26 protein-coding genes are annotated in these 26291 nt (G+C 50.5%); 5 read left to right on the forward strand and 21 right to left on the reverse strand.

Annotated features, from left to right (window positions below; translation table 11 throughout):
• Position 1: 1 nt before the first annotated feature.
• On the reverse strand, positions 2-703 hold the full coding sequence (locus SDD30_RS12885; protein ID WP_434075331.1) for a CPBP family intramembrane glutamic endopeptidase: 702 nt from the start codon (positions 701-703) through the stop codon (positions 2-4).
• 486 nt (positions 704-1189) lie between these two features.
• Between SDD30_RS12885 and SDD30_RS12890 the strand changes: the two genes are divergently transcribed.
• The 4 genes from SDD30_RS12890 (at position 1190) to SDD30_RS12905 (ending at position 4353) form a co-directional block, all read left to right on the forward strand.
• Complete coding sequence (locus tag SDD30_RS12890) at positions 1190-1786, forward strand: DUF4912 domain-containing protein (RefSeq protein ID WP_434075332.1); 597 nt, start codon at positions 1190-1192, stop codon at positions 1784-1786.
• Between the two features lie 245 nt (positions 1787-2031).
• Entirely contained in the window at positions 2032-3618 is a 1587-nt protein-coding gene (locus tag SDD30_RS12895; RefSeq protein WP_434075333.1) for a glycoside hydrolase family 57 protein, read from the forward strand.
• 82 nt (positions 3619-3700) lie between these two features.
• Positions 3701-3988, forward strand: a complete 288-nt coding sequence (locus SDD30_RS12900) for a hypothetical protein (RefSeq protein ID WP_434075334.1) — start codon at positions 3701-3703, stop codon at positions 3986-3988.
• Positions 3985-4353 (forward strand): toxin-antitoxin system TumE family protein, encoded by a 369-nt coding sequence (locus SDD30_RS12905; RefSeq protein ID WP_434075335.1) that lies wholly within the window; start codon positions 3985-3987, stop codon positions 4351-4353. The genes SDD30_RS12900 and SDD30_RS12905 overlap by 4 nt, the downstream gene beginning before the upstream one ends.
• Here SDD30_RS12905 and SDD30_RS12910 read toward each other — a convergent pair.
• Positions 4318-4989, reverse strand: coding sequence for a superoxide dismutase (locus tag SDD30_RS12910; RefSeq protein WP_434075336.1), 672 nt, complete (start codon positions 4987-4989; stop codon positions 4318-4320). The two genes, SDD30_RS12905 and SDD30_RS12910, sit on opposite strands and share 36 nt — an antisense overlap.
• Positions 4990-5241: 252 nt before the next feature.
• On the opposite strand from SDD30_RS12910, the gene SDD30_RS12915 reads away from it, so the two are divergent.
• Positions 5242-5664, forward strand: coding sequence for a nucleotidyltransferase domain-containing protein (locus SDD30_RS12915; RefSeq protein WP_434075337.1), 423 nt, complete (start codon positions 5242-5244; stop codon positions 5662-5664).
• Positions 5665-5834: 170 nt separating this feature from the next.
• Here SDD30_RS12915 and SDD30_RS12920 read toward each other — a convergent pair whose 3' ends face one another.
• From SDD30_RS12920 to SDD30_RS13010, 19 genes are all read right to left on the reverse strand, one after another.
• Complete coding sequence (locus tag SDD30_RS12920; RefSeq protein ID WP_434075338.1) at positions 5835-7139, reverse strand: ABC transporter substrate-binding protein; 1305 nt, start codon at positions 7137-7139, stop codon at positions 5835-5837.
• A 120-nt stretch (positions 7140-7259) separates the two neighbouring features.
• A complete protein-coding gene (locus SDD30_RS12925; RefSeq protein ID WP_434075339.1) occupies positions 7260-8213 on the reverse strand; it encodes a DMT family transporter in 954 nt (317 codons plus the stop codon).
• Positions 8188-8937, reverse strand: a complete 750-nt coding sequence (locus SDD30_RS12930; protein WP_434075340.1) for a copper homeostasis protein CutC — start codon at positions 8935-8937, stop codon at positions 8188-8190. The genes SDD30_RS12925 and SDD30_RS12930 overlap by 26 nt, the downstream gene beginning before the upstream one ends.
• Before the next feature lie 59 nt (positions 8938-8996).
• Positions 8997-9812, reverse strand: coding sequence for an amidohydrolase family protein (locus SDD30_RS12935; protein WP_434075341.1), 816 nt, complete (start codon positions 9810-9812; stop codon positions 8997-8999).
• Positions 9809-10660: a sugar phosphate isomerase family gene (locus SDD30_RS12940; RefSeq protein ID WP_434075342.1), complete on the reverse strand. Its 852-nt coding sequence runs from the start codon at positions 10658-10660 to the stop codon at positions 9809-9811. Before SDD30_RS12940 ends, SDD30_RS12935 begins: the two co-directional genes overlap by 4 nt.
• 42 nt (positions 10661-10702) lie before the next feature.
• On the reverse strand, positions 10703-11536 hold the full coding sequence (locus SDD30_RS12945) for a sugar phosphate isomerase family (RefSeq protein WP_434075343.1): 834 nt from the start codon (positions 11534-11536) through the stop codon (positions 10703-10705).
• Positions 11533-12333: a GntR family transcriptional regulator gene (locus SDD30_RS12950; RefSeq protein WP_434075344.1), complete on the reverse strand. Its 801-nt coding sequence runs from the start codon at positions 12331-12333 to the stop codon at positions 11533-11535. The genes SDD30_RS12945 and SDD30_RS12950 overlap by 4 nt, the downstream gene beginning before the upstream one ends.
• Before the next feature lie 176 nt (positions 12334-12509).
• Complete coding sequence (locus tag SDD30_RS12955; protein WP_434075345.1) at positions 12510-12743, reverse strand: DUF433 domain-containing protein; 234 nt, start codon at positions 12741-12743, stop codon at positions 12510-12512.
• 154 nt (positions 12744-12897) lie between these two features.
• Positions 12898-14004 (reverse strand): M24 family metallopeptidase, encoded by a 1107-nt coding sequence (locus SDD30_RS12960; protein ID WP_434075346.1) that lies wholly within the window; start codon positions 14002-14004, stop codon positions 12898-12900.
• A 91-nt stretch (positions 14005-14095) separates the two neighbouring features.
• Entirely contained in the window at positions 14096-15253 is a 1158-nt protein-coding gene (locus SDD30_RS12965) for a Gfo/Idh/MocA family protein (RefSeq protein WP_434075347.1), read from the reverse strand.
• A 25-nt stretch (positions 15254-15278) separates the two neighbouring features.
• Positions 15279-16646 (reverse strand): Na+/H+ antiporter NhaC family protein, encoded by a 1368-nt coding sequence (locus SDD30_RS12970; RefSeq protein ID WP_434075348.1) that lies wholly within the window; start codon positions 16644-16646, stop codon positions 15279-15281.
• 14 nt (positions 16647-16660) lie between these two features.
• Complete coding sequence (locus tag SDD30_RS12975) at positions 16661-17992, reverse strand: L-fucose/L-arabinose isomerase family protein (protein WP_434075349.1); 1332 nt, start codon at positions 17990-17992, stop codon at positions 16661-16663.
• Between the two features lie 20 nt (positions 17993-18012).
• Complete coding sequence (locus SDD30_RS12980; RefSeq protein WP_434075350.1) at positions 18013-19149, reverse strand: uroporphyrinogen decarboxylase family protein; 1137 nt, start codon at positions 19147-19149, stop codon at positions 18013-18015.
• Between the two features lie 30 nt (positions 19150-19179).
• Positions 19180-20025 (reverse strand): carbohydrate ABC transporter permease, encoded by an 846-nt coding sequence (locus SDD30_RS12985; RefSeq protein WP_434075351.1) that lies wholly within the window; start codon positions 20023-20025, stop codon positions 19180-19182.
• 21 nt (positions 20026-20046) lie between these two features.
• Entirely contained in the window at positions 20047-20967 is a 921-nt protein-coding gene (locus SDD30_RS12990) for a carbohydrate ABC transporter permease (protein WP_434075352.1), read from the reverse strand.
• Positions 20957-22276 carry an ABC transporter substrate-binding protein gene (locus SDD30_RS12995; RefSeq protein WP_434075353.1) on the reverse strand — a complete coding sequence of 440 codons (1320 nt, stop codon included), beginning with the start codon at positions 22274-22276 and terminating at the stop codon, positions 20957-20959. Before SDD30_RS12995 ends, SDD30_RS12990 begins: the two co-directional genes overlap by 11 nt.
• 25 nt (positions 22277-22301) lie before the next feature.
• A complete protein-coding gene (locus SDD30_RS13000) occupies positions 22302-23615 on the reverse strand; it encodes an ABC transporter substrate-binding protein (RefSeq protein ID WP_434075354.1) in 1314 nt (437 codons plus the stop codon).
• Between the two features lie 26 nt (positions 23616-23641).
• On the reverse strand, positions 23642-24748 hold the full coding sequence (locus SDD30_RS13005) for an ABC transporter ATP-binding protein (protein ID WP_434075355.1): 1107 nt from the start codon (positions 24746-24748) through the stop codon (positions 23642-23644).
• Positions 24749-24917: 169 nt separating this feature from the next.
• On the reverse strand, positions 24918-26150 hold the full coding sequence (locus SDD30_RS13010) for a diphosphate--fructose-6-phosphate 1-phosphotransferase (protein WP_434075356.1): 1233 nt from the start codon (positions 26148-26150) through the stop codon (positions 24918-24920).
• Positions 26151-26291: the final 141 nt, after the last annotated feature.

Raw genomic sequence — 26291 nt, forward strand, 5'->3', positions numbered from 1 at the left:
TTTACTGAGCCCACCGTAGCGCATAATAAAGGAGGAGGATCATAATCGTGTTCCAGGTAGCGTGGGCCGTGATTGAGGCCAGGATGTTGCCTGTACGCTCATAAAGGTAGGCCAGGCCCATACCACCCAGGGCCAGGGGTAAAAACCGCATGAGGTCCAGGTGCAGGAGGCCGAAAATAGCGCTGCTGCCCACCAGGCCGGCTACGAAACCATAGCGAGCCTTCAGGGCCGGGAAAAGAAAACCCCGGAAATAGAGTTCTTCCGTCAGGGGAGCCAGAAAGGACCCCAAAAACAAAGGAATAAGCAAGTCGGCCGGGCGCCTGGCCTGCGTCACCAGGTCGGCGAAGGGCTGGGGGGTCGGGTTGGGAAAGAAGGCCTGGATAAATGTCCCCACAACCATTACTAAAAAAAATAAGCCAAGACCGCCGGCCAGGCCTGTCGCCAGGGCCTGCCCGGCTCCTTCCTTCTGTAACCCCAGAGCCGCCAAGCCCAGGCCGGATTTCCAGCGGACGAAATAATGCAGACCACCCAGGATAGCGGCCGCCTGGGCCAGACCTACCAGGAGGTAGCGATAGGTCGCTGGTAGCCCTAAGCCAAAAAAGTGGATAAATAACCCCGCTCCATAGCCCGCTGTTAGCAGGCCCAGGAGTACCAGCAAAGTATCCCGTAAACCCCAGGGGATCCTGCTATCTTCTTCTGGCAAAACCTCACCCCATCCCCTGGTTTGACCGGGTTCCCGTCATCGATCCCAAGGCTTTTATCCGGGCTTGAGCCCATTACGAATCCTTTCCTTATCTCTTAATCCCTTACTATATCCTTCTGCGTCGCCACCGGCTTGAGGTAGCGTAAATCATTACCACCCTTACTTACCACGGCCGGGTCTAAAATCTACACCAGCCTCGATTAAGCGGCGGCCGATATTGTTCGAGGGGCAGACATTTATTTTAAATATACCTCAAAGAACTACTGTTTAAAAGTATTTTTTTGTCAATAGCGCGCTATTTCTCTGTTTCTCTTCCCGGGGACAAACCCTACTAGAAAATTTTTCCTGCTTGCATTAAGCTGGAGGATTAAGGGTAGTTTCCTCATCTTAACGGCAATAAAGTAGAGGCAAGTGGATATAATAAGCTATGAATTTAAACTTCTGTTAGCGCTAAGCATTATTCCACCAGAGAGCGGGGATTATGGCATGGTCACCACAGTTTCAGTGCTCATTCTGGCCTGCCTGGCCGGGATGTTGCTCTGGTATTGGCGCCGGCGGGCTAATAACCCGGCAGCCAAACCATTAACGGCGGCGCAACCGCCGGCCCGGGATCTACCGGCAAAATACGGGAAAGACGAAATCGTCCTCATGGTCAAAGACCCTTACTGGCTCTATGCCTACTGGGAGTTGAGCGAGGGCAAAAAGGAAGAGCTACACCGCCGGTTCGGAACGGGTGTCTGGGAGAATTCCCGCCCCATGCTCAGGGTCTATGATCTGACTGATCACCCCTATGATTTTCTCAGGGCACCTTTTTTTGAAATCGCCATTACCGATATGGCCGATAACTGGTATATCCACACCGGCAAGCCCTGCAGCACCTTTTGCATCGACCTGGGACGGTTGATTCCCAATTACGGTTTTGTCACCCTGGTCCGGTCCAATATCGTGACCACGCCGGCCGATAGGCCCAGCGGCGTTATCGATCCCCTGTGGTCTCCCCTTGAGGCTTGCTGGCAGGCGGTAGAACGTTATGGTAAGGGCCAGGGGTTGAGTTCCCCTGAATTAATTAAAGACCGGAGCTAAGGACGGCACCAAATCCTGGTTTCCGTCCGCCCCCGGTTTACATATAGGACCCAAAGCCCTTATTCAGCACCCTTAAATATAATTGATAGGCATTTGTCCAGGCAAGCAACCTGGTAAAGGTGTAGCGGCCGTGGGGCCGGAAGTAAATAACTCAAGCTTAAGTCTGGAGATGATGATGCCGAATCCCTCCGCGCTTGAGCCCTGGCAATGCCTGCCCAAGAAACTAATTAGAAAGGAACAAACCTATGCCCCGTGGTTATGTCGCCTTAGTTCTGCACGCCCACTTGCCCTATGTCCGGGACCGGGAAGACGACTTTTCCCTGGCGGAAAAATGGTATCACGAGGCCGTTACCGAGACCTACATTCCCCTAATTCATGCCTGCCAGCGCCTGCACCGGGATCAGGTGCCTTACAAGATTACCATCTCCCTGAGCCCGCCCCTGACGGCCATGATGGCCGATACCCTAATCCAAGAGCACTACCGCCGTTACCTGGAACGCCTGCGGGAGCTGGCGGCCCGGGAGGTCTGGCGCACCCGCAACGACCCTCGTTTCCACATCGTGGCCCGTATGTACCAGGATCTCTTCGAAAAAACCTATGGTACTTACCTGGCTTACGGTGGTAATTTGATCAACGCCTTCCGGGAACTCCAGGAGAGCGGCAACGTGGAACTGATTACCTGTGCCGCCACCCACGGCTACCTGCCTTTAATCGGCCTACAACGGGAGGTCGTCCGGGCGCAAATAGAGGTGGCCGTCAACAACCACCGCCGTCTCTTCGGCCGGCCGCCGGCTGGATTATGGCTGCCGGAATGCGCCTACAATCCCGGCGACGACGAAACCTTACGGGATTATGGCCTGAAATACTTTTTCTTGGATGCCCACGGTCTTCTTTACGCTAAGCCGCGGCCGCGTTACAGTATCTTTGCCCCTATTTACACCCCAGCCGGGGTGGCGGCCTTCGGCCGCGACCTGGAGTCTTCGGAACAGGTCTGGAGCGCCCAGGAAGGCTACCCGGGGGATTGCGACTACCGAGAGTTCTACCGGGATATCGGCTACGACCTGGATTTTGACTATATCAAACCCTACATCCACCCATCAGGCCTGCGCCTGGATACAGGGATGAAATACTATCGCATTACCGGCAAGTCCAATTATAAAGAGCCCTACGTTCCGGAGTGGGCGAGTTTTAAGGCCCATACCCACGCCGGTAATTTCCTGTTTAACCGGGAGCACCAGGTTAACTACCTGGCCGACTACATGGACCGGCCACCCATCATTGTCTGCCCCTATGACGCCGAGCTCTTCGGCCACTGGTGGTTTGAGGGGCCCCAGTGGCTGGAATCCCTTTTCCGCCAGGTGGCGGGACTCGCTCACCGACCCTTCAGTTTTATCACTCCCAGCGAATACCTGGAGCGCTTTCCCGTCAACCAGCCGGCCACGCCCTGCATGTCCAGCTGGGGTAACAACGGCTACAACGACGTCTGGCTCGGGGGTTCCAACGATTGGATTTACCGCCACCTGCATCACGCCGCGGCGGAGATGATCCGGTTGGCCAACCAGCACCCCACTGCTGAGGGTATCCTGCTGCGGGCCCTGAACCAAGCCGCCCGGGAACTTCTGGTAGCCCAAAGCAGCGACTGGGCCTTTATAATGAAAACCGGCACCATGGTCGATTACGCCGTGGGCCGGACGAAGAAACACCTGCTTAATTTCTGGGATCTCACCCAAGCGGTAGATAAATACGAACTAGACCCGGAGAAGGTGCAGGACCTGGAGGAGGATAATAACATTTTTCCGGATATAAACTATCGTGTTTTTGCCAGCAAGTAGGTAGAAGGAAATAAACTCGCCTATTTGAATTTGCAGGCTGAATTTGTTAGAATAACCTTAAATACAGGCAAGGAGTGATAACATGGCACTAGATGCAAATGAAATAAATTCGCCGAGGTATACGACTAAAAAAGTTGTTTTAAAAACCATTCAAGCAAAAGTTGAAGAAATAAACCATAGCCTGGAAGAACTAAAAAAAAACCTGGGTTATTTTGAGAAAAAATATGGTATGTCTTCGCAAACATTCTATCAGAATTTTGTTCAGGGAAGTTTAAGTGATGAAATAGATTTCTTTGAATGGAAAGCTACAAAAGATATTTTTGATGAACTAAGAATTGAAAAAGAAGCCTTGCTAGAGGTCTTAAAATGATCCAGGAATACTTTGACTTTCTGAAGAAAATCGCTAGCACCTTTGCCTTCACAAAAGATTTGCGAGTTGTAAAAGAAGTGACTGGTATTAACAGAGGGTTTATTAGATTCGTTATCCAATTTCTTGATGGGTCTGAACTCCATGTCTTTGAACACGTTAATATCAACCTGCATAAAACTGATTATGCTTATCACTGGCAAGATGCAAATTATAATCTTATAGCACGATGGGATAACGCCGCCCACCATCCAGAAATAAAAACTCATCCTCATCATTATCATGAGAAAGAAAAAGTTAACCCTTCCAGCGAACCAAATCTAACGGACATATTAAGGAAAATTAGTGAGAGGTACCTGAACCGCTAAAGAAAATTGTAAACGCCGCTCTACCTCCGGCCAGTTGACCAGCTGCCACCAGGCCTTGACATAGTCGGCACGCCGGTTCTGATAGTCCAGGTAGTAAGCGTGTTCCCAGACATCCAGCACCAGGATGGGGAGGCCACCCCACTGGGTCAAATCCTGGTGCTTCTCTGCCGTCAGGATCTCCAGGCGGCCCCAGGCCGGCTGCCAGACCAGGATGCCCCAGCCCGAGCCTTCCACATCAGTAGCCGCTTGCGTAAACTGCTCCTGGAAAGCCGTCATGCTGCCAAAGTAGCCGCTTACTTTTTCCCGTAGTAAACTCCCCGGCCCATCTCCCGCCCAGGGGCTCATCACCGTCCAGTAGATGCTATGCAGGATATGGCCCGACCCGTGAAAGGCCAGTTCCCGCTCCCAGTGCTTAACCAGGGCAAAATCGCCCTTCTGCCGCGCTTCCATAAGTCTGATCTCCGCCTTGTTAAGTCCCTCGACATAGGCCAGGTGGTGACGGTCATGATGGATACGCAGTTGCCTTTCACTGATAACCGGTTCCAGGGCGTTATAGGGATAAGGTAAAGGCGGCAACTGGTGCCCGCCCGGGGGCACCGCCGGCCGCAGCGGCCAGAAGGTTTGCGCTTCGGCCATGCCAAATCCTCCCGGAAGTTATTTCCTTATATACTATGCGTTACTGACCCGGGATGGTAATAAAGGAATTACCGGCGAAGACCTCTGGCCTACCGCCTTTCTTCATTCCTTTGCCCGCCATAATGTGGTAAAATACTGAGGGGCAAACTACTATATAACAAAAAATGCTCCAGACTATGCGAGAAGATTTGGGTGACCTCGATGTTTTCCTGGTGAGTTTAAAAAACATAATTCAAAGGGAGAATAAGCCGGATGAGCTTAAATAGATATTCCCTTACCCTGGAAGAGAAAGAAGCCATTATTAAAATCATTAAGGCCTATCTAGCTAATATACCGTCTATAAAATTTGCCTATCTCCACGGATCATTTTTAGGGGATTTACCTTCTCGCGACATTGATATAGCAATTTATTTTGATCCTGCCCTTACCCCTGACGACCAACTTGATTTATCTTTAACTATTTCCTCGGAATTAAGTTTCAAGTTAAGGTTGCCGGTTGATGCCCACGTTTTAAACGAAACTTCCCTTGCTTTCGCCTATGGAGTAACTAAAGGTATAGTGATTATCTCCCGTGATGAGCCGGCTCGACTCGAGTTTTTAGAAAACACCTGGATAAATTATTTTGACTTTGAACCGCTGCTGCGGGAAGCCCTTATAGACCTACTTCAGGTTTAAAGTAAAGGCCTCTTCGGCCGCCCCGATAACCCGGTTGCACTCCCTTATAGACCTACTTCAGGTTTAAAGTAAAGTATGTATAATAACAAATTGCCTGGCCGAATAACCCTGGCCAGGCATATTTGCATGCACGTTTTAACGCAATTATCCCGTTTTTTGGGCTTTATATTTTATTTACCATGCAATATGCCCTCTAATTTTGTCTGCATGTTATTCAGGATATCTGGAATCGGTTTATCTGTTGTAATCACTTCTTGTATGCCGGCCATAATTACATTGGCTACTTTAGCAAAATCGGGTCCATAGGGGAGTGGGGTTACAGTGGGAATAATTTTTTCCGTAAAAGTTTTACGTACTGGATCGCCAAATTCCTTGGGGAAACGGGTGGCAGCACTTTTAACCTGGGGTAAGAAACCGATGGGGATAAAAAATGTCTTTAAGGAGTAATCACTCCGTGTCAGGAATTCGGCAAATTTTACCGCGGCTTCTTTATGCTTGGAAGCTTTAAATATAGCCAGGTTATTATCGTCAGGAGCAGAATACGGTGTTTTGTCTACACCAACTGGTAGAGTCGTTACACCCCAGGTTTCATAAAATTTTTCGTCAGTCATTGATTTATCTAAACTCTGAACCACTCCTTTTAAAAAGGGGGTATCGAAGCCAAAGACCAGGCGGTTTTGGGCTGCCAGGGGGCGAAACTCCCCAAATTTCTTGCCAGGTAAAGTATAACCTTTTTGGACCGCCGCCCTTAGCCATTCTGCGTAGGGCTTCATTTTATCGGCTTGTACCTTATCTCCATCGATAGGGGCAGCGTTAAAGCTCTTCATAAAAGCCCACTGATGCTCTAAACCCAGGGTACGGATAGTTGTATCGAGCTGTAAAGGCACAATATCTTTGGGGAACTTTTCTTTGATCTTGGCCATTGCTTCAGTCAGTTCATCCATAGTTTGCGGGGGTTTATTAGGATCCAAACCGGCTTCCTGCATTAGTTTTCTGTTATACCAAAAGCCTAAAGTAGTGTTTATCCAAGGAATATAGTAATGCTTGCCATTATATAAACTGAAATCATAACTCTTTTTATAAACATCATCCAGGTATTCTTTAGATAGCAAGTTGTCTACAGGTTCCAGGGCTCCCATAGCAGCAAGGCTTATGGCTACATCATTATGAACCTGGGCAATATCAGGTGCATTTCCTCCCGTCGACATAACAGTTAATTGGCTCTGCTCATCACTAACAGGTATAGGTACATTCTTTATTTTAATATTGGGGTTTTGCTTCTCAAACTCTTTAATAACATCAAGCATTTGCTGTTTGGTAGCTTCCTCGGCAGTGACCGAATTGACGAAGGTTATCTCAATCTTTTCCTGTGAATTATTACCTGAAGTACTCTGCCCCTTTTGGCCGCAGGCACTCATAATCATAGCTGCAACCAGGGCCGCCATTACTAGAAAAAGCCATCTTTTCTTCCACATTTCCTTAACCCCCTGTCATTCTAATTTTAGATCCTTGTCCATCAGTATACCTTTAATCCCTTGGGCACCAGATACAATCCTGATCCTGCCAGGCCTATGGAATTAGAATAGTCTCACCCCCTACAAAAATTTACCTGGTACTGCTACTGCGTTCATATTATCGCCCCCACTCCTCCTTTTTTGCAGCCAGCATAAAAGTATAATCCCGGTGGTTACAAGAAGCATTCCCCATATTTGATGTAGCGTCACTTTTTCTTGCAGCCACCAGGCACTGGAGAGGACAGCGGCTACCGACGTCGCCAGGCACAGTACCCTGGCCAGCCAGGCCGGCAGGTCGTGCAAGGAACGGTAATAAGTGAGGTAATGGGTCACCTGTATTAAAGTACAGGCCAGGATCAAAGCCCAGGTTAAACCACTAGCCTGGGGTAAAGGCCAGAGTTCATTATGCGATATCGCCAGGGCAAAATAAGCGAGAGCGCAGATGCCGGAGTTAAAATAGGCCACGATGATATCTTCAACCCCGTGAAGACGGTGCTTGATAATCTCAGCATTAACCGCCAGTAACAAGGCGCTCCCCAGGAGCATGACATCACCAGCAGAACCGAAGTGAAAATTGGTTAAAGAAAGCTGCAGTACCTGGCTGATACCCATTAACATGGTGGCCATTCCCACCCATTCAAGGGGCCTTAACCTTTCCCGCCAGAGAAAATAGCCTATTAGTAAACTAAAGAAAAGATCGGCACGCATGAGAATACCGGCATTGGTAGGTAAACTTAATTTTAAACCCCAGTTTTCCATCAGGGTCAGGGTGGCGGCGAACAAGCCGACCAAATATAGTTCCGGGTAACTCTTCCCCGCTTTTATAATGCTGGCCTTTTTCCCTTTGGCCAGGAGATAAAGCAGGTAAAAAAAGTTGGTCCCGGCCATAACGCAGAAACTGAAGAAAATAACACTTACTTCTTGAAAAACTATCTTACCAATGGTAAGAAATAGGCCTACTATGGCCGCTGCCAGCAGACCGTTAGCAATGCCACCGGCGATCGAACCATTATTCGTTTGTACAGTACTCGTCACCTTTTACAGGCGACCTCCCTATAATATTGTCCAGTGCGCGACGGGCGGCTCTTACTTTACCGGCATCCAGTTGCCCCAGGGGATCAGCCGGCGTCCGCAGGCCCACTCCCAGGTGGACCTCCCGGGCACCGGTAGCCTGGATGGCAGCGGCTACGTTGGCCGGGGTTATACCCATGCCGGGCATCACGCATATATTGCTGCCGGCCCGGACCTGCAGTTCCCTGATTAAAGGCGCACCCTCCTGGGTACTTCCCGCCCGGCCCGAAGTAAGGAGCCGCTTGACGCCTTTATACTGCAAAAGTTGCTCTAGGGTGCGGTAAGGGTTGGCGGCCATATCAAAGGCACGGTGGAAGGTAACCGGCAATGGCTCTGCCGCTGCTACCAGTTCCACCATAGCGGCAAGGTTAACCTCCCCCTGGCTATCTAAAACCCCCAGGATTACACCATCCATCCCGGTATCCTTTGCCGCTTTGATGTCCTGCCGCATGGCGGCTATTTCGGCCGGGCTGTAGTTGAAATCCCCGTGGCGGGGGCGGATCATGGTAAAAATGGAGATTTTGCTAATCCGCCTGGCTTCCGCCATAAAGCCATAGCTGGGGGTCAGGGCCCCTTCAGCCAGGCCGCAAGCCAGCTCGATCCTGTCAGCGCCGTTATCCTGAGCGATGGCGACATCCTCCAGGGTGAGGGCAATGACTTCCATGATGACTTCGGTTTGTGTAACCATTGGAGGCCACCCGTGCTAAATATTTCGTAGTAACACTGCGAAAAGCATTGCCGCCATAGTTAATTACCCCCTTCCAGGTGCAGTAACCGGGCCGCCGTTCCTCCCATTATAGCCTGACAGGTAGATTCAGGCAGGTTTAACAACCTTAATATCCGCCGGTAGTCATCGTAGACGGCCTTCATTTCCCGGTAATGAACATCGGTGCCGAAGAGAACTTTTTCAAAGGCACCATCCCAATAGAAGAGGTCCTGGAAAAACCCCGGCGCTTTGCGCGGTCGCCAGCCCACCGGCGAACCCGTCCAGTCGACGTAGACGTTCTGGTGAAATCGGGCCAGTTCGCTGGCTTCCTGGAACCAGGGCACACCAAGGTGGGCCAGGATTATCATTAATGCAGGGAACTTTCTGGCGATGCGATCGACGTAAATAGGCCGCATCCGGGCCGAAGAAACATCGTCAGCGCCATCTGCAGGGGTAACCATCATAATCCCCGTATGAAAGAGAATGGGCATATCCAATTCTTCCGCCTTTTCGTAAAAGGGCAGGTAAGCGTCGTCATCATAGTTGGCCCGGGGACGAGTTATCTTCAGACCTTTAAAGCCCCGATCGTGGAGCTCCTTCACCTTTTCCGGCCAATCCAGGCCCAGCTTGATGACCCCCAGGCCGATGATGCGGTCCGGGTAACGTTCCATGGCCTTCTGCACGTCCTCATTGTTCGGGCTCAAAGAGCCCAGGCCATAGTCGGCACGGCCGGCACCGCCGATACCCAAGCCGCTGAGACAAACTTTATCGATACCCATCGCATCGCATGTCGCTATGAGTCTCTCCAAATAGTCCTCTTCAGCCAGCAGGTGGTGGTGAAAATCAATTACGGTCATGGGTGCATCACCGGCGCCTTTGCTGTTTCCGTGTCGGTGATAATGGCCGCATCGGGGTGTTCCTGCAACAGGGTTACCGGATATTCAATACATACCGGACCCGCCAGGGCCATCCGGACGGCGAAACGCTGCCACTCACCGCCATCAGCATAAAGGCGGATGCGCCGCGCAGCCAGGATCTCCTTCATACCGATGGTGACGGCCATGGGAGGGAAGTCCAGGAAGTTGCCGCCGGCCGAACGGGAGGCGTTCATGGTAATGGTCTCCGGGGCCAGAGGTAGGATCCTGGTCGTTGAGTGGCGAAATTCCTCCAGGGTGACCCGGTAGTAGCGGGAGATGGGCGGCTCATTAAAAGCGATATGGCCATGGATGCCGATACCACCGTAACAGGTATCAATGCCGCCCACCGCTTCGATAGCTTCCGCCAGGCGGTCCAGGTTGCGGGGGTCCGGGAAGAAGATATGTTCATCCGGTAGCCGCAGTTCCGGGTCAAGGAGCCGGAAAAAGTTCTTATCCATAAAGCCACGGAAGCTTAAAGGGTGGTCGACGGGAACCGGCCGGCCCTGCCAGTCCAGGTACTCGTCCATGTTGAAGGTATAGAGGTTGCGGCAACTAATCCTTTCCTTATTAATAATTTCTGCCAGCAGGGGGTAATGGGGTTTAGGGCCCACCGGCAGGATCAGCCGGGTGGGTTCCCCTTTGGCGTTATGCTCCTTGATCTCGTCGGCAATACTGCGGGCCAGATGCCGGTATAACTCCTCGTGTGGATAAACTTCCAGTTTGACTTTGCTTTCAGCCTGCAATGCTTCGATGGGTTGCAGTAGTTTTTGCAGCAAGAATTGATCCATGGTGAAGTCCTCCAGGGTAATTATATAGTAGTGGATATTCATTTAACCCGGAATGAGCTCCGGTTTTGCCGCCACGGCCTCAATCATACTTATACGCAGGTTGGGATGCATCTGTAGGTAAGAAGCAGGACAAGCGGGAGTCATGGGACCATAAAGGGCTTTGCGGGCGATTACCGTATGCCAGGTGCGCATAAAACATAGATGGATAGTACGCGCTTTAAGGATCTCTTTCATGCCAATAGTTATTGCCATGCGGGGCATGTGATCAATGTCGCCGTCGGAACACATGGCCGCCTGGACCACGGTCTCCAAGGTTAACCTGGTAATGCGAGTAGGCAACTCAGCGTACGAGCGGCCACCGAGTTCCCCTTCGCCAACGGGTTCATTGTAAGCAAAATGCCCGGCGATACCAAAGCCCCCGTAGCACACATCAACACCGCCCACGGCCTCCATTTTACGCTCCATGGCTCCGGTATCGTGGGGATCGGGGAAGACGCGGTTCTCGGGCAGGACATTCAGTTCGTCAGGCAACAAATTATAAAACTCGTGGTCCATATACCGGCGGAAACTGAGGGGGTTATTATAGGGGATTAGCTCTCCCTCGAGGGTCAGCAGCTCATCCATGTTGAACATAACAACATTGCGGCAGCTGATTTTTTCCTCCCGGCAGATTTGGGCCAGGATTTTATAATCCAGGGGACCAACGGGCAGGATGAAGCGGGTCATTTCTCCCCGGGCGTTATGTTCCTTGATCAGGTCGGCCATTTCCCGGGCAATGGCCTGTTGCAGTTCTACAACAGTGGGGTATATCTTGACCTCCTTAAACCGGAGATCCTGTAGTATGTCTTCGCGGGTCACTTGCCATGGATTTTTCAAGGTTCTCCCTCCAGATTACTTGTTTTATGACTTTCTATTACCAGGCCACCCTTCTGGTGGCCATTCCGGCTTAAGTGTACTTTATAGCTGTAACGATCAGCTCTGTAAGCATTGATTGATAGCTCTACCGGGCGATTATTAGCATAGCCAATGCGGACTGCCTTTAATATTGGTGCGCCTTCCTTTATTCCCAATAACCTGGCTTCTTTAGGGCCAGCCACAGCCGCTGTTATTTTTTGGTCAGCCTCGGTAATAATAACGCCAAATTTTTTATTTAGATTTTCGTATATACCTTCATAAGTTAACTCCTCCGACTTTAATTCCTTACCATATTCAAAAGGCCAGTAGCTACGCAAATAGTTAACAGCTTTACCATATATCATTTGAACGCTCTCGATTAAGTAAACTTTATCAGCATCAAAAATATTAAGTTGAGGTAATGCCTCTAATTCAGTAGCAGTAATTTTTAAGGGCTGCATCTTAAGGATTTGCTGGCTTCCCTTTAAACCCTGGACAGCCATTTCCTCAAAAAAACCCGTCGGCTGGCCAAGATTTTCTTCGACCATATCGCGAATGAGAAAAGTACCCTTTCCCGGGCGTCGCTCCAGCAGCCCTTCATTGACCAGGGTGGCCATGGCATGGCGAACAGTAGTGATGCTAACGCCGTATTTATCAATCAGCTCTTTCTCGGTGGGGAGGGCATCACCAACCGACCATTTTCCTTGTTTGATGGCTTCCTTTAAATCGCTGGCAATTTGAAAATGGAGGGGAATGGGTGTTGCGCGGTTAATTGACATATAATATTTCACCATAATATTATATAGTTGTTAGGTAGCTAGCTTATATGGTAATTATATAGTTTCGATGCGATCATTGTCAAGGTTTTTTTAAAAAATTATGGAGGCAACATACAAAACTATAGGATCGTAGGAGTTCCAACGTAGAAGGATAAATATTCTCATCGGTTAAGAATTTAAGCATTGCTGGCCGCCCCATACGTTTCTATCTCCCCCGCCCGGCACAATTTGGCGGCATATCTTATGCAGGCTTTGATATCTTCTGTAGTCAAATGCGGATAAAGCTTAATAATATCCTCAAAGGAATACCCCTCAGAAAGTAGATCCAATATTAAATAAACCGCTATTCTGGTACCCTTTACTACAGGTTTTCCACCTAAAATTTCCGGATTGCATACGATTCTTTCCACCTTTAAACCCTCCACGTACATGAAATTTGGTTCTGCCTTTACTATACACGTAATTATAAGAGTATAAACCAGCATTTCCCTCAATTTAACTTCGACAAGGGTATGGCCCTGGCTTTTCTCTACAAGTATTTATACCTCATTAAGAAGATATGCTTTACCTCTCCACAATAAGGGGCCGCTTAACTTTCTGCCCGCCAATCTCCACCGTTGCCACCGGCCACCATGCCGGTACGGAGGTGATAAAATCCAGACCGCCGGCAGCAGTTACCAGCACCGTATCCTCACATTTGCTGCCCTGGACGGTGGGGTTCCAGGCCAGCATCTGGTCCGGCTGGATGATTTCCTCCGCCCCTTCCCCGGCCCGGTACTCCCGCGGCGCGTAGCCGATGGCGCCGCCCTGGTGGTGGCGCTGCCACTCTTCTGGAAAACCGGCGGCCGCATAAGCCGCCCGGCCCTGGTCAAAGATAAACCGGCTGCTGGCGCTAACAGTGCTGGCCTGCAGGAAAGCCGCTTCCACCTTTAAAGCCACATCGTAAAGCCGCCGTAAATCATCCGGTACTGTGCCGAAATAGACGGACCGTGTCATGGCTATGTGCAAGCCGCCTTTCTCGCCTACCAGGCCGATGACCGCGTATTTCTCCAGCTTTTTATTCGTTGGCACGGGATGACGGTACTTTAAAGCACGTTCATCAGTGCCTACCAGCAAAACCGCTGGGCGCACGCCATACTTGAGTAGCCTCCCGGCAAGCTCGGCCTGGATCTCCCACTCCGTCATCCCGGGGTTAATGTTTACACAGGTGGCGGCCAGTTCCCGGGAACAAATCGCCCCTATCTCCCTGGCGCGGGCGATTTCCCCCTCAGTCAGGCTGTAGCGGAGCCGGTTAAGTTCAGCACCCAGTACCGGCCAGTCGCCCAGAGGTATATCGCTGCCAACCCTGCGGCTGCCAACAAGGTCGGCAATGGCCTTTTCCCTGCTCGCGTACCATTCATAAGTCCAGGGCTCAAAACTAAGATCAAAGACCTGTTCCTCAATGATGCGTTCGATTTCATTCTTCGGCGCTACTACATATCTCTTTTCGCCCAAGATTACCAGGGCCGCCGCTCCCGTTTCTGACCCGGTCACCACCCGGTTATTGCCCCCGGCGGTAAACCAGGCAAAATTTAACGCCCGCGATAGGCAGATGCCATCTAAACCCATCCTGGCAGCTAAATCCCTGATACGCTGTTCTTTTTGAGCTGTTTCATTTTGCCTGTTTGTCATTTTCCTCGCTCCTGTTAAATTTTAGTATCTCATTTCCGCATTTCGAATCGGAAAGCTGCATTAATACAAGGTCTGTGACTTTGGTGGTAGATTATACCCAATGGTTTATATCCACCCAGCCGCCCTTTTCGCTGGCCTCCAGGGCCGCCTCGATCACTTCCTGGCAGCGTAAGCCATCCGCAAAGGTAGCTCCCCAGGGGGTTACCTCAGCCCCGGTAGCGATACAGCGCAGGAAGTGCTCGAGCATATGGATGTGGTAATGCTCCCAGCCCAGGTTGTGACCGCGCGGCCACCAGTACTTAGCATAGTCATGGGCCTCCGGTTCGGATGCGTGGATGGTGCGCATACCCTGGAGATATAAAGGATCGCCCTTGCTATAAAACTGCAGCTCGTTCCCCCGGGAGAGGTCGAACACCAGGCCCCCCTCGCTACCGTGGACCTCAATCCGCCACATAGTTTTATAACCGGTGGCTACTTTACTGGCCTCCAGGGAAGCCATCGCCCCATTATCCAGCTGGAGCCAGATCATGGAGGCGTCGTCAACGTCAACCGTACACATCTGACCGCTACCATTGGGTCGCCGGCAATTGAAAGTATGGTTCCAAGCCTGCACTGATTTTACTTCCGTTTGCAGAAGAAAACGCAGCATATCGATAGCGTGGGAATTCAGGTCGCCCAGGGCACCCGAACCAGCCTTCTCTTTACTCAAGCGCCAGAAAAAGGACGTCGTGGGATCAGACAGGCGGTCCAGTAGATAAGCAGAACGAAAATGGTATATCCGGCCCAGGCGCCCCTCAGCAATAATCCGCCTGGCCAGGCGTAGGGCCGGGGCAAAACGGTAGTTAAAGGCGACGATGTGTTTCTGACCCCTACCTCCCGCTTCTCTGGCCGCCTGGTACATCCTTCGCGCTTCGACTAGGTTCAGGGCCATGGGCTTTTCAACGATGACGTGCTTGCCGGCTTTAAGGGCAGCGAGGCAGGGCTCGCAGTGGATGTCATTGGCGCCGGTGTTGGCGAAGATATGGATATCTTCGTCGGCGATCATTTCCTGCCAGTCGGTAGTCCATTTTTGATATTGGTAGCGCGCGGCGGCTTCCCGGACATTGGCCTCATTGCGGCCACAGATGGTCACCAACTCCGGTTCTGCCGGAAAGGGATAAAAAATATAAGGGATTTTTTTTAAAGCATTGGTATGGGCTTTGCCCATAAAGCCGTAGCCCAGCATCCCCACGCCAAGTTTAACTGGCATCTTAGCCATTCCTCCTTTAAATGTTTTAAACCCGGCTGGCCTGGCGGCGCCAACCGGCCAGAAGCCCGAGAATAACTACTAGCCAGGAGAAAATATTATAGGGGGTAGTCTGCAAAGCGCCTACTCCCAGGGTACCCAGGACAATAAAGTTTAAATTGGTCCATGGTACCAGGGCGGCGACGGCAAAAGAGCCTTCCACGAGGTCGCGGGAAAGGTGTTCCGGCCGGTAGCCTGTCGCCGTATACTGGTCTTTAAGCCATAAGGATGGTACTAGAACCGCCGGGATGATAGCGCAGGTGAGTACTGACATTAAAACGGCCAGCAAAGTACCGGTTGCACATATCCTGCCTTTTAGCAATTTCATCTTAGCCAGCTTGCCCAACAACAATTCCAGCACTCCGATGTGCTGCAATACGGTAGCCCAGGCTGAAGCTAGAAGAATTAGCTCGATAATATTACCGAAAGCGATTATGCCGCCTTTATTGAGCATCGCCGCCACTTCATTGCCGGCGGTGGCGGTGTAACCGAAGCTCATAAACCGGATAACGCTAGCCAAATCTATTCCCTGGACGACCATGGCTACCACCGCTGATAACAACAAATTTAGCCCCAGGACCGGTACCAGGGGTACGCGCAAAACTATTAATATAAACAGGATGCCCACCGGTACCAGCAGCCAGGGACTGATGACGAATAGCTCCTTTAAGGTGGCTAGTAAGCGTGCCGTCGCGGCGCTGTTCGCCTGGCCGGTCCAGAAAAATCCGTAAAGGCCGTAAAAGACCAGAGTGATAACCAGGGCCGGAACCACCCGGCGGGTAAAAAGTTTGACCAGTTCAAGTATATTGCCGCCATTGGTACTGAGCGCCATGGCTGAGAGGTCACTTAACGGTGAAACAATATGCCCGGCTATCCCCCCGCCCGTCACCGCCCCGGCCGTAACGGGTAGAGGTATCCCCAGACCATGTCCGATGGCCAGCAAGGCGACCCCGATAGTACCGAAGGCGCCGGCATCGGAACCAGTAGCCAGGGCCATCAAAAAGGTCAGCAGGCAGGCTTCCGCCAGGAAAAACCGCGGCGCCAACCACTGCAGGCCGAAGTAAATAAAGGTAGGGATAATACCCGCCGCGATCCAGATGCCGATAGTGGCGCCAATCAGCATCAAGATCAATAAGGCAAAGGTGCACTGGTTCATGCCCTGTAAAGCTGCCCCTTCGATTTCCGCCCACCGGTAACCATAACGCCAGCCCACCACGCCGGCTAAAAATATCCCCAGCAAAAAGGGAATTTGTAACGGCAAGCCCAGCAGGCTTGCCGTTACTAACGCCATTATCGCCGGGATGGTTGCTCCCAGGGCGGCGAGAAAGGAGATTTCTTTTCCTGTTTCATCGGTCATAAATTGTTCAATCCTTAGATCGCCACAATTTCCAGTTCCAACAACCGGGCAAACTCCCGCAGTTCCGGTGTAAAATCACCATAGGTCAAAACGTAATGGTGTTCAAAGCCTTTATTGAGAATCGCATCCAGGGCCGGGCCCACCGGCGTTTCCAGGCGCACCGGTAAAGTATTGCCACTGAACAACATCGGTGCCTGTAGGCCCGTTCCTTTACCAAGGAGTAGCCTCAGCTTGCCGTTTTTATCAGGGCTCAGCCGGCTGATGGTTACCTTGCCTTCGCGTAAAGGAAAATAAAGGGACAGGGGGATCTTGCGATTGGGATGGACCCCCGCTAACGCCCTGGCAGTGGCAGCCATCAACGACCGGGGCGCGGCACCGCAGTGCCAAAAGGTAAGCTCATTCTTTTCTTCCTCACCAATTACCAAGTCAGCCAGGAAGGTCGCCTGACCCGACCAGTATTGTCCCAGCAGCATAGTCACAGCCCCGTTAACGTCGGCTTCGCAGGCGGCGACAATGCCGTCATCGTTCAGTTGCCCCAGGGAAAAGCAAGCCGCGCCCCCATAGGCAGCCATAAAGTCGGGCCAGCATTCGACGGCCACGGCGTCGAGGGATTTGTCAGCTATTATCTTCTTCAGAGCCAAGTAGGCGCGCAGGGATTTCTGCGCCGCGCCGGTATCGACCTGATCGTAGCCCACCAGGCCGGCGGTTAACTCCGGTTCACCGGTTAGATCCATTTCGCCGGCCAGGGTAAAGACTTCCAGTAGGGAAATATAATCGACAGCTACCCCCAAGGTGCTATATAAATCCACCTCGTTAAAATTGGAGGTGTAATACCCTGCCGGCCGGTGACCAACCAAACCGATGCGTTTTCCCTTCAACCATTTGGCCGCACCAGCGGCGCGGATGAAAGCCAGGACTTCCTGCTCGACCTTTGGTGATCCCGGGTTGCCATAGACACCCTTAAATCGCTTCCCGGCGGCAGTTAAGGCATGGGCACCAAGGTTCAGCCCGCAGAAAGAATTGAGCCGCAAACGTTCCCCGGTGGGTTCTTCTTTAACTGCCCAGATTAACAAAGGCAAATCAATGTTTGCCGTAAGGTTAAGGATCAGGGAAGCATCCGTAAACGTCCCCTGAACAGCAATAATGGCCGCCACATCCGTTTCCTTTAGTCTCCGAGCGGCGGCGATTGCTTCCTCGGGAACGGTTACCGGTTCTTCGATAATTTCTGCGGCCACCCCGGCTTCCTGTAAAGTTTTTTTAACCCCGGTAAAGAATTCGTTAGCCAGCGGCATGTCAAAAAACGGCCGGCCCAACATTACTAAACCGACTTTAGCGCTGTTACTCAATTCGGCACGCCTCCACTTTGTTAATCGATTTCTGAATTATATCTCCCGTATTCCCTGGCGGTTTTATACAGAGTAACAATATTTTCTGGCGGGACCTCAGCCTGAACGATATTAGCCGGAGCGATAATATAGCCGCCACCCCGGCCCAGATCATCGATCCTGGCTTTAGCCTCTTTCCTAACATCCTCTACACTGCCACCTAGTGCCTGCTGGATGTCAATGCCGCCATGAAAAACAATTTCTGACCCAAACTCTTTTTTAATCCTGGCCGGATCCATTCCCTCTGCCAGGTGTTGAATCGGGTTTAACACATCAATGCCAGCTTCAATAAACAGGGGTATTAAAGGATAAACAGCGCCGCAGCTATGCAGCATGATCTTAGCCTGAGGAGCTTTCTTCTTGATAAAACTGAAGAGCTCCTTGTGCAGGGGTAAAAACATCTCGGCGTAAAGTTTCGGTGAAATAAAAGGTGCTGCCTGCATACCGTAATCCTCGGCGTGGACGACCAGGTGCACGTAAGGCCCTACCTCGTCCAGGTAAAGGTCATAAAATTCCAGATAAAGGTCAAGTATTTTACGCAGCAACCGCCTGGCAAAGTCTTTATTGATCATCAAATCGGTCATAAACTCTTCAAAGCCCCGTAAAATCCAGGCATTGTCAAACAAGCCATAAATATAGGCGGCATGAGCGGCAACGGCATAATCGGTTTCCTCGTATAAATACCTGGCCCTTTCCGCTAGACCATCAGTCCGGCCCAGGGCAGCGGGATCCGGCCAGGGATATTTGTCAATGGTATCGACATCGGCACCGCTCAAAGGGTTCCGCATGATCGCCCTTTCATTGCCTAAAAGGCGGTAGAGAACGCCCCATTCATCGCTGAAGGTGCCATCGGGATAATTCTTTTGCTGGTATCCCGCCGGTGGTTTCAGCCACACATGGCGAAAATCGATATCCAGGGCCGCCAGCACCCGTTCATCGTAGTAATTGCCGGTAAACCCTTTGCGAAAGGGAGCCACATCCCCTTCAATATGCAGATATTCTTTTAAGGCAAAATAAGCCGGATCGTTGATGAACGAAGCGGTGTTGCACAGGTCCAAGGGCACCAGATCCGGTTCTTGATGGTTTAAAACCGCCAGGACCCTCTCCCGATGATTCATACGCTTAAATGCACTCCCTTTAAAATATCATTACCCTTTTACGGCGCCGCCGGTCAAACCTTCCACCAGGTACCGCTGGATGAGGACGAAACCGATAATAACCGGGATAGTTACGATGGTCGAAGCCGCCATCATACCGCCCCAGTCGTGTTTGAATTCCCCGCCGAAGGCCAGGATCATGCCCGGGGGCAGGGTCTTCATGGTAACGTCATTAACCAGGGTCAACGGGAAAAGCAGGTTGTTCCAGGCGTCCAGAAAGGCAAAAACGGCGGTCGCTACCACCCCGGGTATAATTAGGGGAAAGACTACCTGGCGCATTGCCTGTAAGCGGGTACACCCATCAACCATGGCTGCTTCTTCAATTTCAACTGGTACAGTATCGACAAAGCCTTTGATCATCCAGATCCCAAAGGGCAAAGTAAAAGAAGTATAGGCCAGGATTAGCCCGAAATAGGTGTTCAACAAGTGGGAACGGACATAGAAAAGGTATAACGGGATTAGCAAAACTACCAAGGGAAACATCTGCGTTACCAACACTCCGATAAGAATGGATTTGCGGAAACGGAAACGAAGCCTCGACAAGGCGTAGCCGGCAAAGGTAGCCAGAGCTACGGCAATCACTACCGTACCTAAGGACGTGATAACGCTGTTGATGAAAAAAGTCCAGATAGGGGTGATCCCGTTACTGAGGTTGAAATAATTGATTAGGGTTGGGTGTAACGGCCATAGATCGGGAGGCAGTTTAAATACATCAAGGTTCTCTTTTAAACTGGTACTTAACATCCAGTAAATAGGGAAAAGAGTCCAAAGCACGGTTAAGCCTAGTACCAGCGCTAACAAGCTACTCCATAATAGCGAAAAGCGTCGCCTGATCATTGTTATTCCTCCAAAGTTACCCTAAAAATCTTTTTGTAGGGCGCGGACGTAAAAGATAGAAAGGATCAAGAGGACAATCACCCAGATAATACCCACCGCTGAGGCATAACCCATATCGTACTGCTCAAAGGCCAGCCGGTAAATATAAATCACCGAAGTGGTGGTGGTGTAGACCGGCCCACCTCCGGTCATAGTAAAGATGATAGGGAAGTTGTTGAAGTTCCTGATCACCATCAAGAGGCTGGTGATTACCAAAATGCCTTTTAAATGGGGCATCGTTACATGCCAGAACTCTTGCCAGCGGCTAGCCCCTTCCACATAAGCGGCCTCTTTAACATCTTCCGGTATGGCCTTTAACCCCGCCGTAAACATTAACATATAAAAAGGGGCTTGGTTCCACACGTGGGCGACAATGATGGCGATCATCGCCAGGTCGCCGTTCATCAACCACGGGAGAAACTGTTGGATCACATGCAATTTCTGCAGGACATAATTAAAAATACCTACTTCCACGTCAAACATATACATAAAAAGGTAACCGACAACAATCCCCGGGATAACCCAGGGGACCAGGATTATCCCCCTCAGACTGGTAAAACGTTTGGGAAGTTGGTCGATGGCTAAAGCCATGATTAAACCTAGGACCAGACTGATAACCACGGTAAAAAAGGTAAATACCGCTGTATTTTTGAAGGCAATCCAAAAAGTGTCATCGTGAATGACGCGTAGATAGTTTTGAGTTAACGTAAAGGCAAATTCATCCGGCCGCGTCAGTTGATAATTAAAAAGTGATAACCAGAGGGAGTTTAAGAGCGGGTAGAGAATGATAACCCCCATTACCACTAACGACGGTGCTATCAGCATAGCGGCAATTTTGGGGGAGGCGCCGGGCTGGCGCCCGGCCCTCCCTACTTTCTTTACTCTATCCAGATTACTTGCCACCAAGAATGCCCTCCAGTTTTGTTTGTACACTCGCCAGTATTTCCGGTATGGGTTTATCAGTAGTTATGGCTTCCTGCATACCAGCCATAATAGTAGTTGCCACTTTGGTATAATCAGGACCATAGGGTAAAGGCACCACCGTCGGAATAATCTTTTCGATAAAAGCCTTCCGGATGGGATCCTCACCGATGGCCGGGACGCGCTGTACGGCGCTCTTGGTGGCAGGGACAAAACCGACCGGGGCAATATAGTGCGCCAGGGAATAATCGCTATTCACCAGGTACTCGGCGAATTTGGCTGCTGCTTCCTTGTGTTTGGAAGCTTTGAAGACAACCAGGAAGTGATCATCCGGGGCAGCATAATGCTTGCCATCTTTACCGGCCGGTATAGGAGCCACTCCCCAGGTATCATTGAATTCTTTATCCGTGATTGATTTATTCAGGCTCTCTATAATCCCTTTGACATAAGAACCGTCGAGGGCAAAGAGCAGGCGATTTTGGGCGGCGAGGGGCCGGAATTCGCCGTATTTCTTACCCGGCAGGGTATAACCGTTTTTCACCAAACCACGCAACCATTCGGTAAAGGCTTGCATTTCCGGGGTATTGACATTGGCTTTATTGCCCTCAACCGGCAGGGCGCCAAAGGCACGCATCAAAGGCCACTCATGCATCAAACCTATGGTCCTGATGGTCGTGTCCAGCTGAAGAAGCACAACTTCCTTCGGTAGCTTTTCTTTGGCCTGTTTCAGGGCTTGGTTGAGTTCATCGATAGTTTGCGGTGGTTTATTGGGATCCAGGCCGGCCTGTTGCATTAATTTTTTATTATAAAGGAAACCGGGTCCGGCGGGTGCCCAGGGAATACCAAAATGCTGATCCTTATAAACCGTTAGATTTAATAAACTTTGCTGCAGGTCTTGCTTGAAATTTGCCGACAGAAGGTTATCAACGGGTTCCAATGCTCCCATAGCTGCAAGGGTTACTACGTCATCAGGGTGCACCTGGGCAATATCCGGAGCATTGCCGCCAGTAACCATAATCGAGAGCTGATTCTGGATATCACTTACAGCCACTGGTTTAACATCAACTTTAATATTGGGGTTTTCCCGTTCAAAAGCAGCGATGACATCTTTAATTTTATCCCTGGTACCTTCCTCAGTCGAAACCCAGTTGACAAAAGTTATGGTTTCTTGGCCCTGCTGCTGGGCACCCTGGTCCTTGGATCCACTACTGGTCTTACCGCAACCGGCCAGGGCCATAACGCCTATTATTAGCACCATTATACCTAAAAGCTTAATCTTACTGCGCTTCACCTTAACCCCTCCCAATTTTTAAAAATTATTTTCCTAAGAGAACCCCTTCCAGTTTGCTCCTGGCACTATTTAAGATTTCATCGATGGGTTTGGTGGTCGTGATTACCTCTTGCATACTGGCCGATACAATAGTTCCGGCTTTGGTATAATTAGGACCATAGGGAGGTGAAATAGTTGTAGGGTTTATTTTTTCAATAAACGCTTTCGCCACCGGATTATTAAAGGCATCCGGGAAACGCTTGACGGCGCTATCTGTAACCGGCAAGAAACCTACAGGAATTACATACTTCTTTAAAGCTACGTCACTGTTAGCCAGATACTCAGCAAATTTAATCGCTGCTTCCTTATGCTTAGAAGCCTTGAAGACGGCGGTGAAATGATTGCTACCGCCAACAGTATAGGATTTCCCGTCCGGTCCGGTGGGCAAAGTGGTTACACCCCAGGTTTCATAAAAAACCTGATCGGTAATCGACTTATCAAAGCTTTGAATAATCCCTTTGACGAAAGGGGCATCAATGCCGAAGACCAAACGGTTCTGGGCGGCCAGGGGTCGAAATTCGCCTAGCTTCTTACCGGGCAGGGTGTAACCTTTACTTACTAGGTCACGTAGCCATTGGGCATAGGCTGTCATCCCATTAATCTCAACTTTATCCGCCGAAAACGGCAAGGTACCAAAAGCCTGCATAAAGGGCCACTGGAAAGTAAGGGCAAAGGGACGTACAGTAGTATCATACTGGAGAGGAACAACATCTTGCTTTTTAGCCTTGATTTGGGCCATGGCAGCATCTAGTTCTGCTATCGTTCGCGGCGGCTTGTTGGGGTCCAGGCCAACCTCCTGCATCAGCTTTTTGTTATACCAGAAACCATTCGGCCCGCCGATCCAGGGGACTAAAAAGTGTTGATTCTTGTAAATGCCAATATTATAGTAGGCCTTGTTCACATCAGCGGCAAATTCTTTGGAAAGTAAATTGTCTACGGGTTCCAAAGCACCCATCGCCGCCAGGCTGATGCCTACATCATCGGGTAGCTGAGCTACGTCGGGAGCATTACCTCCGGTGATCATGATGGTTAACTGATTCTGGATTTCCGTAAATGGAATAGGGATATTTTTAACTTTGATATTGGGATTCTCGGTTTCAAAGGCTTTGATAACTTCTAATACCTGATTTTTTGTAGCTTCTTCTGCCGTCGCCCAGTTAACAAAAGTTATTTCTACTTTTTCCTGAGAGCCATTCCCTCCATTTTTTGCTTGCGAAGAATTACCCCCGCCACAGGCAGTGAGGGTTAAAGTGAAGATCGTAAACAAAACCGATAAAACGATCCATTTCTTCCTGGACATTGCCTGGCCTCCTTCAATAACTCAATTTAAGCAACAATACTAAACGTAATTAGACAGGAACCGCTTTGGGCATCAAACAGGTGCATGTTACCTTGACTGGCTTTAGCTTTAATAGTGGATCCCATTTTAGGTGTTTTCTCGAAACCGCTGGCCTTGATCACAGCCTCCTCTTTACTTGGTGTGCGGGCATGGATAATGGTTTCCGAGCCGATATTCTCTACCACCTCCACTTCGCAGGGTATATAAGCCCCCTTATCCTCACCATTTACTACAGCCAGGCTTTCGGGGCGGATACCTAAAACAACCTCTTTTCCTGCTGGTACTGCCATATTTGTTCCCGGAAGGTTCAGGGTAAAACCCTGGGCCTTAAATTGCACTTTGCCGTTCTGTTGTTCAATAACACCCTTCAGGAAGTTCATTGGCGGCGAGCCGATAAATCCGGCTACGAAGAGATTGTCGGGGTTATTATAAATTTCCTTAGGGGTCCCCACCTGCTGGATCAGCCCATCCTTCATGACTACAATCCGTGTGCCCATGGTCATCGCTTCTGTCTGGTCGTGGGTAACATAAATGATCGTTGTTTCCAACCTTTTATGCAGCTTGATCAGCTCAGCCCGCATCTGCACCCTGAGCTTGGCATCCAGGTTGCTTAAAGGTTCATCCATTAGGAATACCCGGGGATGGCGGACGATGGCCCGTCCCAGGGCTACCCGTTGCCGCTGGCCGCCGGAAAGTTGCTTGGGATACCTGTCCAGCAGGTGGGCAATGCCCAGAATCTCGGCTGCTTCCTTAACACGAGCTTCAATCTCTTTTCTGGCTATTTTGCGTAAGCGTAAGCCAAAGGCCATATTGTCAAAGACCTTCATATGGGGATAAAGGGCGTAGTTCTGGAAAACCATGGCGATATCCCGATCTTTGGGCTCCAGGTTGGTTACCTTCCGGTCGGCGATATAGATTTCTCCTTCAGTAGGCGTTTCCAGGCCGGCAATCATGCGCAGGGTGGTGCTCTTGCCGCAGCCAGAAGGCCCGACTAGGATCAAAAATTCGCCATCTTTAATTTCCAGATCGGTTTTCGCCACCGCCGTCGTATTGCCAAATACTTTTGTTATACCTTCCAATCTAACTCCTGCCAAGGGAACTTCCTCCTCCGGTATGAGATATGAGATGGGGGATGCCTGTCGAAATTGGCTGCGCCAGTTGCAGATTTAAGCTTGCCTGCCTATCATATTCTCCCGTTCGCTAATAGGGGCAGCCATCACGGGTAATTCCCGCGGAATAAGTTATGAGATAGTGGATTACTGGCTAACGACCGCTATTAGTTACTCCCCCGCAAGCGGCGTAGGCGGGAATAATAGTCTTCTGAATCTCCTCCCGCCATAATACCGGCGATATCTCCCCCACCAGGGGAGTCAACCAGGTTACAAATTCTGGCGTCACCCTTTTATTGACGGGGTCGTAATAATGCAGCGGCACTTTTTTTTCTATCCCGGCTACTTTTTCTAAAGGCGTAGAGCTTATATCCGAGCTATCACCCTTTCTAACCAGGGTAACCATCTGTCCCCCGCTACCCTGGATCGCCAAGCGAACGGCCGCCTGGCCGACCTGAAAGGCCTCCTCTTCATCAATTGGTGACACACAGGCGGCAAAACTCCTCTGGTTCATACCCAGGATCTGGGCCCGAGCGCGTAAGCCCAATTTGGTATTTACCAGCTGGGCCAGATATTCGGCTGCCCCCGTCCGTACTGTGTGACAGCCATTGTCGGCCATCCCGGCAAAGGGCTTATTGCCCAGGGGCTCGCCTTTTTTATTGTGCAGCCCCTCACCAATAACCGCCAGGACATAACCCTGCTCCCGGTATACCCTATCAATATGAGTGATAAATTCATCTTCATCAACCGGTACTTCCGGGATAAACAGGGGATTTATGGTGGTGGTGGCACCCATAGCTAGAAAACTGGCGGCGGCCAGCCAACCCACCAGGCGGCCCATGGTTTCCACAATGCGTACCTGCTCAAAACGCTGCATGGCCTGCAGATCCAAGGCCTGGTCCCGGACGGAAAGGGTTACATAACGCGCCGCGCTGCCATAACCGGGAGCATGATCGGTAACCTCCAGGTCGTTGTCCACAGTCTTAGGCACACCGATTATTTCTATGTCAACGTTGATTTCCCGGCAGGCATTTTGTAACCGCAGGCAGGTGTCCATGGTACCATTACCGCCAATAAATAGAAAATAATGGCATTCCTTTTCTTTAAAAAACTTAACAACCTTAGATATATCCTCATCGGTAAGTGGAAACCGGCTACCGCCGAGAATAGCCGCCGGTGTATGGCGTAACTTTACCAATTCTTCCTGGTTTAAATTAGTGAGGTCGATACTCTCCTTCCTTAAGGCCCCTTCCAACCCGTGGATCAGCCCATAAATCCGGTCGACCTGGAGCTGCTGCCTGGCCGCGGTAATAATACCTGCCAGGGTACTGTTGATTACCGAAGTAGGACCACCTGATTGCGCCACAAACATCGACCTGTACTTCATTTTCAACTACCACTCACTCCATTGTTTAATATACCAAGAATTACGGTAACAGGACCCCTTCGAGGTTATTGTTGGTCGGGTAGAGCAAGACGCGGTACTTGTAACGATCAGCGCGGTAGGCGTTAATGGAAAGTTCTACCG

The sequence above is a fragment of the Moorella naiadis (nom. illeg.) genome, assembly GCF_051020825.1.
GTDB lineage: Bacteria > Bacillota > DSM-521 > Neomoorellales > Neomoorellaceae > Neomoorella > Neomoorella naiadis.

Bases quoted from the DNA above. Each gene is read 5' to 3' on its own strand.
- SDD30_RS12895 (WP_434075333.1), top strand. From the start codon at position 2,032: ATGCCCCGTGGTTATGTCGCCTTAGTTCTGCACGCCCACTTGCCCTAT.
- SDD30_RS12940 (WP_434075342.1), bottom strand. From the start codon at position 10,660: ATGGATCAATTCTTGCTGCAAAAACTACTGCAACCCATCGAAGCATTG.
- SDD30_RS12950 (WP_434075344.1), bottom strand. From the start codon at position 12,333: ATGTCAATTAACCGCGCAACACCCATTCCCCTCCATTTTCAAATTGCC.
- SDD30_RS12920 (WP_434075338.1), bottom strand. From the start codon at position 7,139: ATGTGGAAGAAAAGATGGCTTTTTCTAGTAATGGCGGCCCTGGTTGCA.
- SDD30_RS12980 (WP_434075350.1), bottom strand. From the start codon at position 19,149: ATGAATCATCGGGAGAGGGTCCTGGCGGTTTTAAACCATCAAGAACCG.
- SDD30_RS12905 (WP_434075335.1), top strand. From the start codon at position 3,985: ATGATCCAGGAATACTTTGACTTTCTGAAGAAAATCGCTAGCACCTTT.
- SDD30_RS12965 (WP_434075347.1), bottom strand. From the start codon at position 15,253: ATGCCAGTTAAACTTGGCGTGGGGATGCTGGGCTACGGCTTTATGGGC.
- SDD30_RS13000 (WP_434075354.1), bottom strand. From the start codon at position 23,615: ATGTCCAGGAAGAAATGGATCGTTTTATCGGTTTTGTTTACGATCTTC.
- SDD30_RS12900 (WP_434075334.1), top strand. From the start codon at position 3,701: ATGGCACTAGATGCAAATGAAATAAATTCGCCGAGGTATACGACTAAA.
- SDD30_RS12970 (WP_434075348.1), bottom strand. From the start codon at position 16,646: ATGACCGATGAAACAGGAAAAGAAATCTCCTTTCTCGCCGCCCTGGGA.
- SDD30_RS12985 (WP_434075351.1), bottom strand. From the start codon at position 20,025: ATGATCAGGCGACGCTTTTCGCTATTATGGAGTAGCTTGTTAGCGCTG.
- SDD30_RS12910 (WP_434075336.1), bottom strand. From the start codon at position 4,989: ATGGCCGAAGCGCAAACCTTCTGGCCGCTGCGGCCGGCGGTGCCCCCG.
- SDD30_RS12930 (WP_434075340.1), bottom strand. From the start codon at position 8,937: ATGGTTACACAAACCGAAGTCATCATGGAAGTCATTGCCCTCACCCTG.
- SDD30_RS12915 (WP_434075337.1), top strand. From the start codon at position 5,242: ATGAGCTTAAATAGATATTCCCTTACCCTGGAAGAGAAAGAAGCCATT.
- SDD30_RS12935 (WP_434075341.1), bottom strand. From the start codon at position 9,812: ATGACCGTAATTGATTTTCACCACCACCTGCTGGCTGAAGAGGACTAT.
- SDD30_RS12890 (WP_434075332.1), top strand. From the start codon at position 1,190: ATGGTCACCACAGTTTCAGTGCTCATTCTGGCCTGCCTGGCCGGGATG.
- SDD30_RS12960 (WP_434075346.1), bottom strand. From the start codon at position 14,004: ATGACAAACAGGCAAAATGAAACAGCTCAAAAAGAACAGCGTATCAGG.
- SDD30_RS13010 (WP_434075356.1), bottom strand. From the start codon at position 26,150: ATGAAGTACAGGTCGATGTTTGTGGCGCAATCAGGTGGTCCTACTTCG.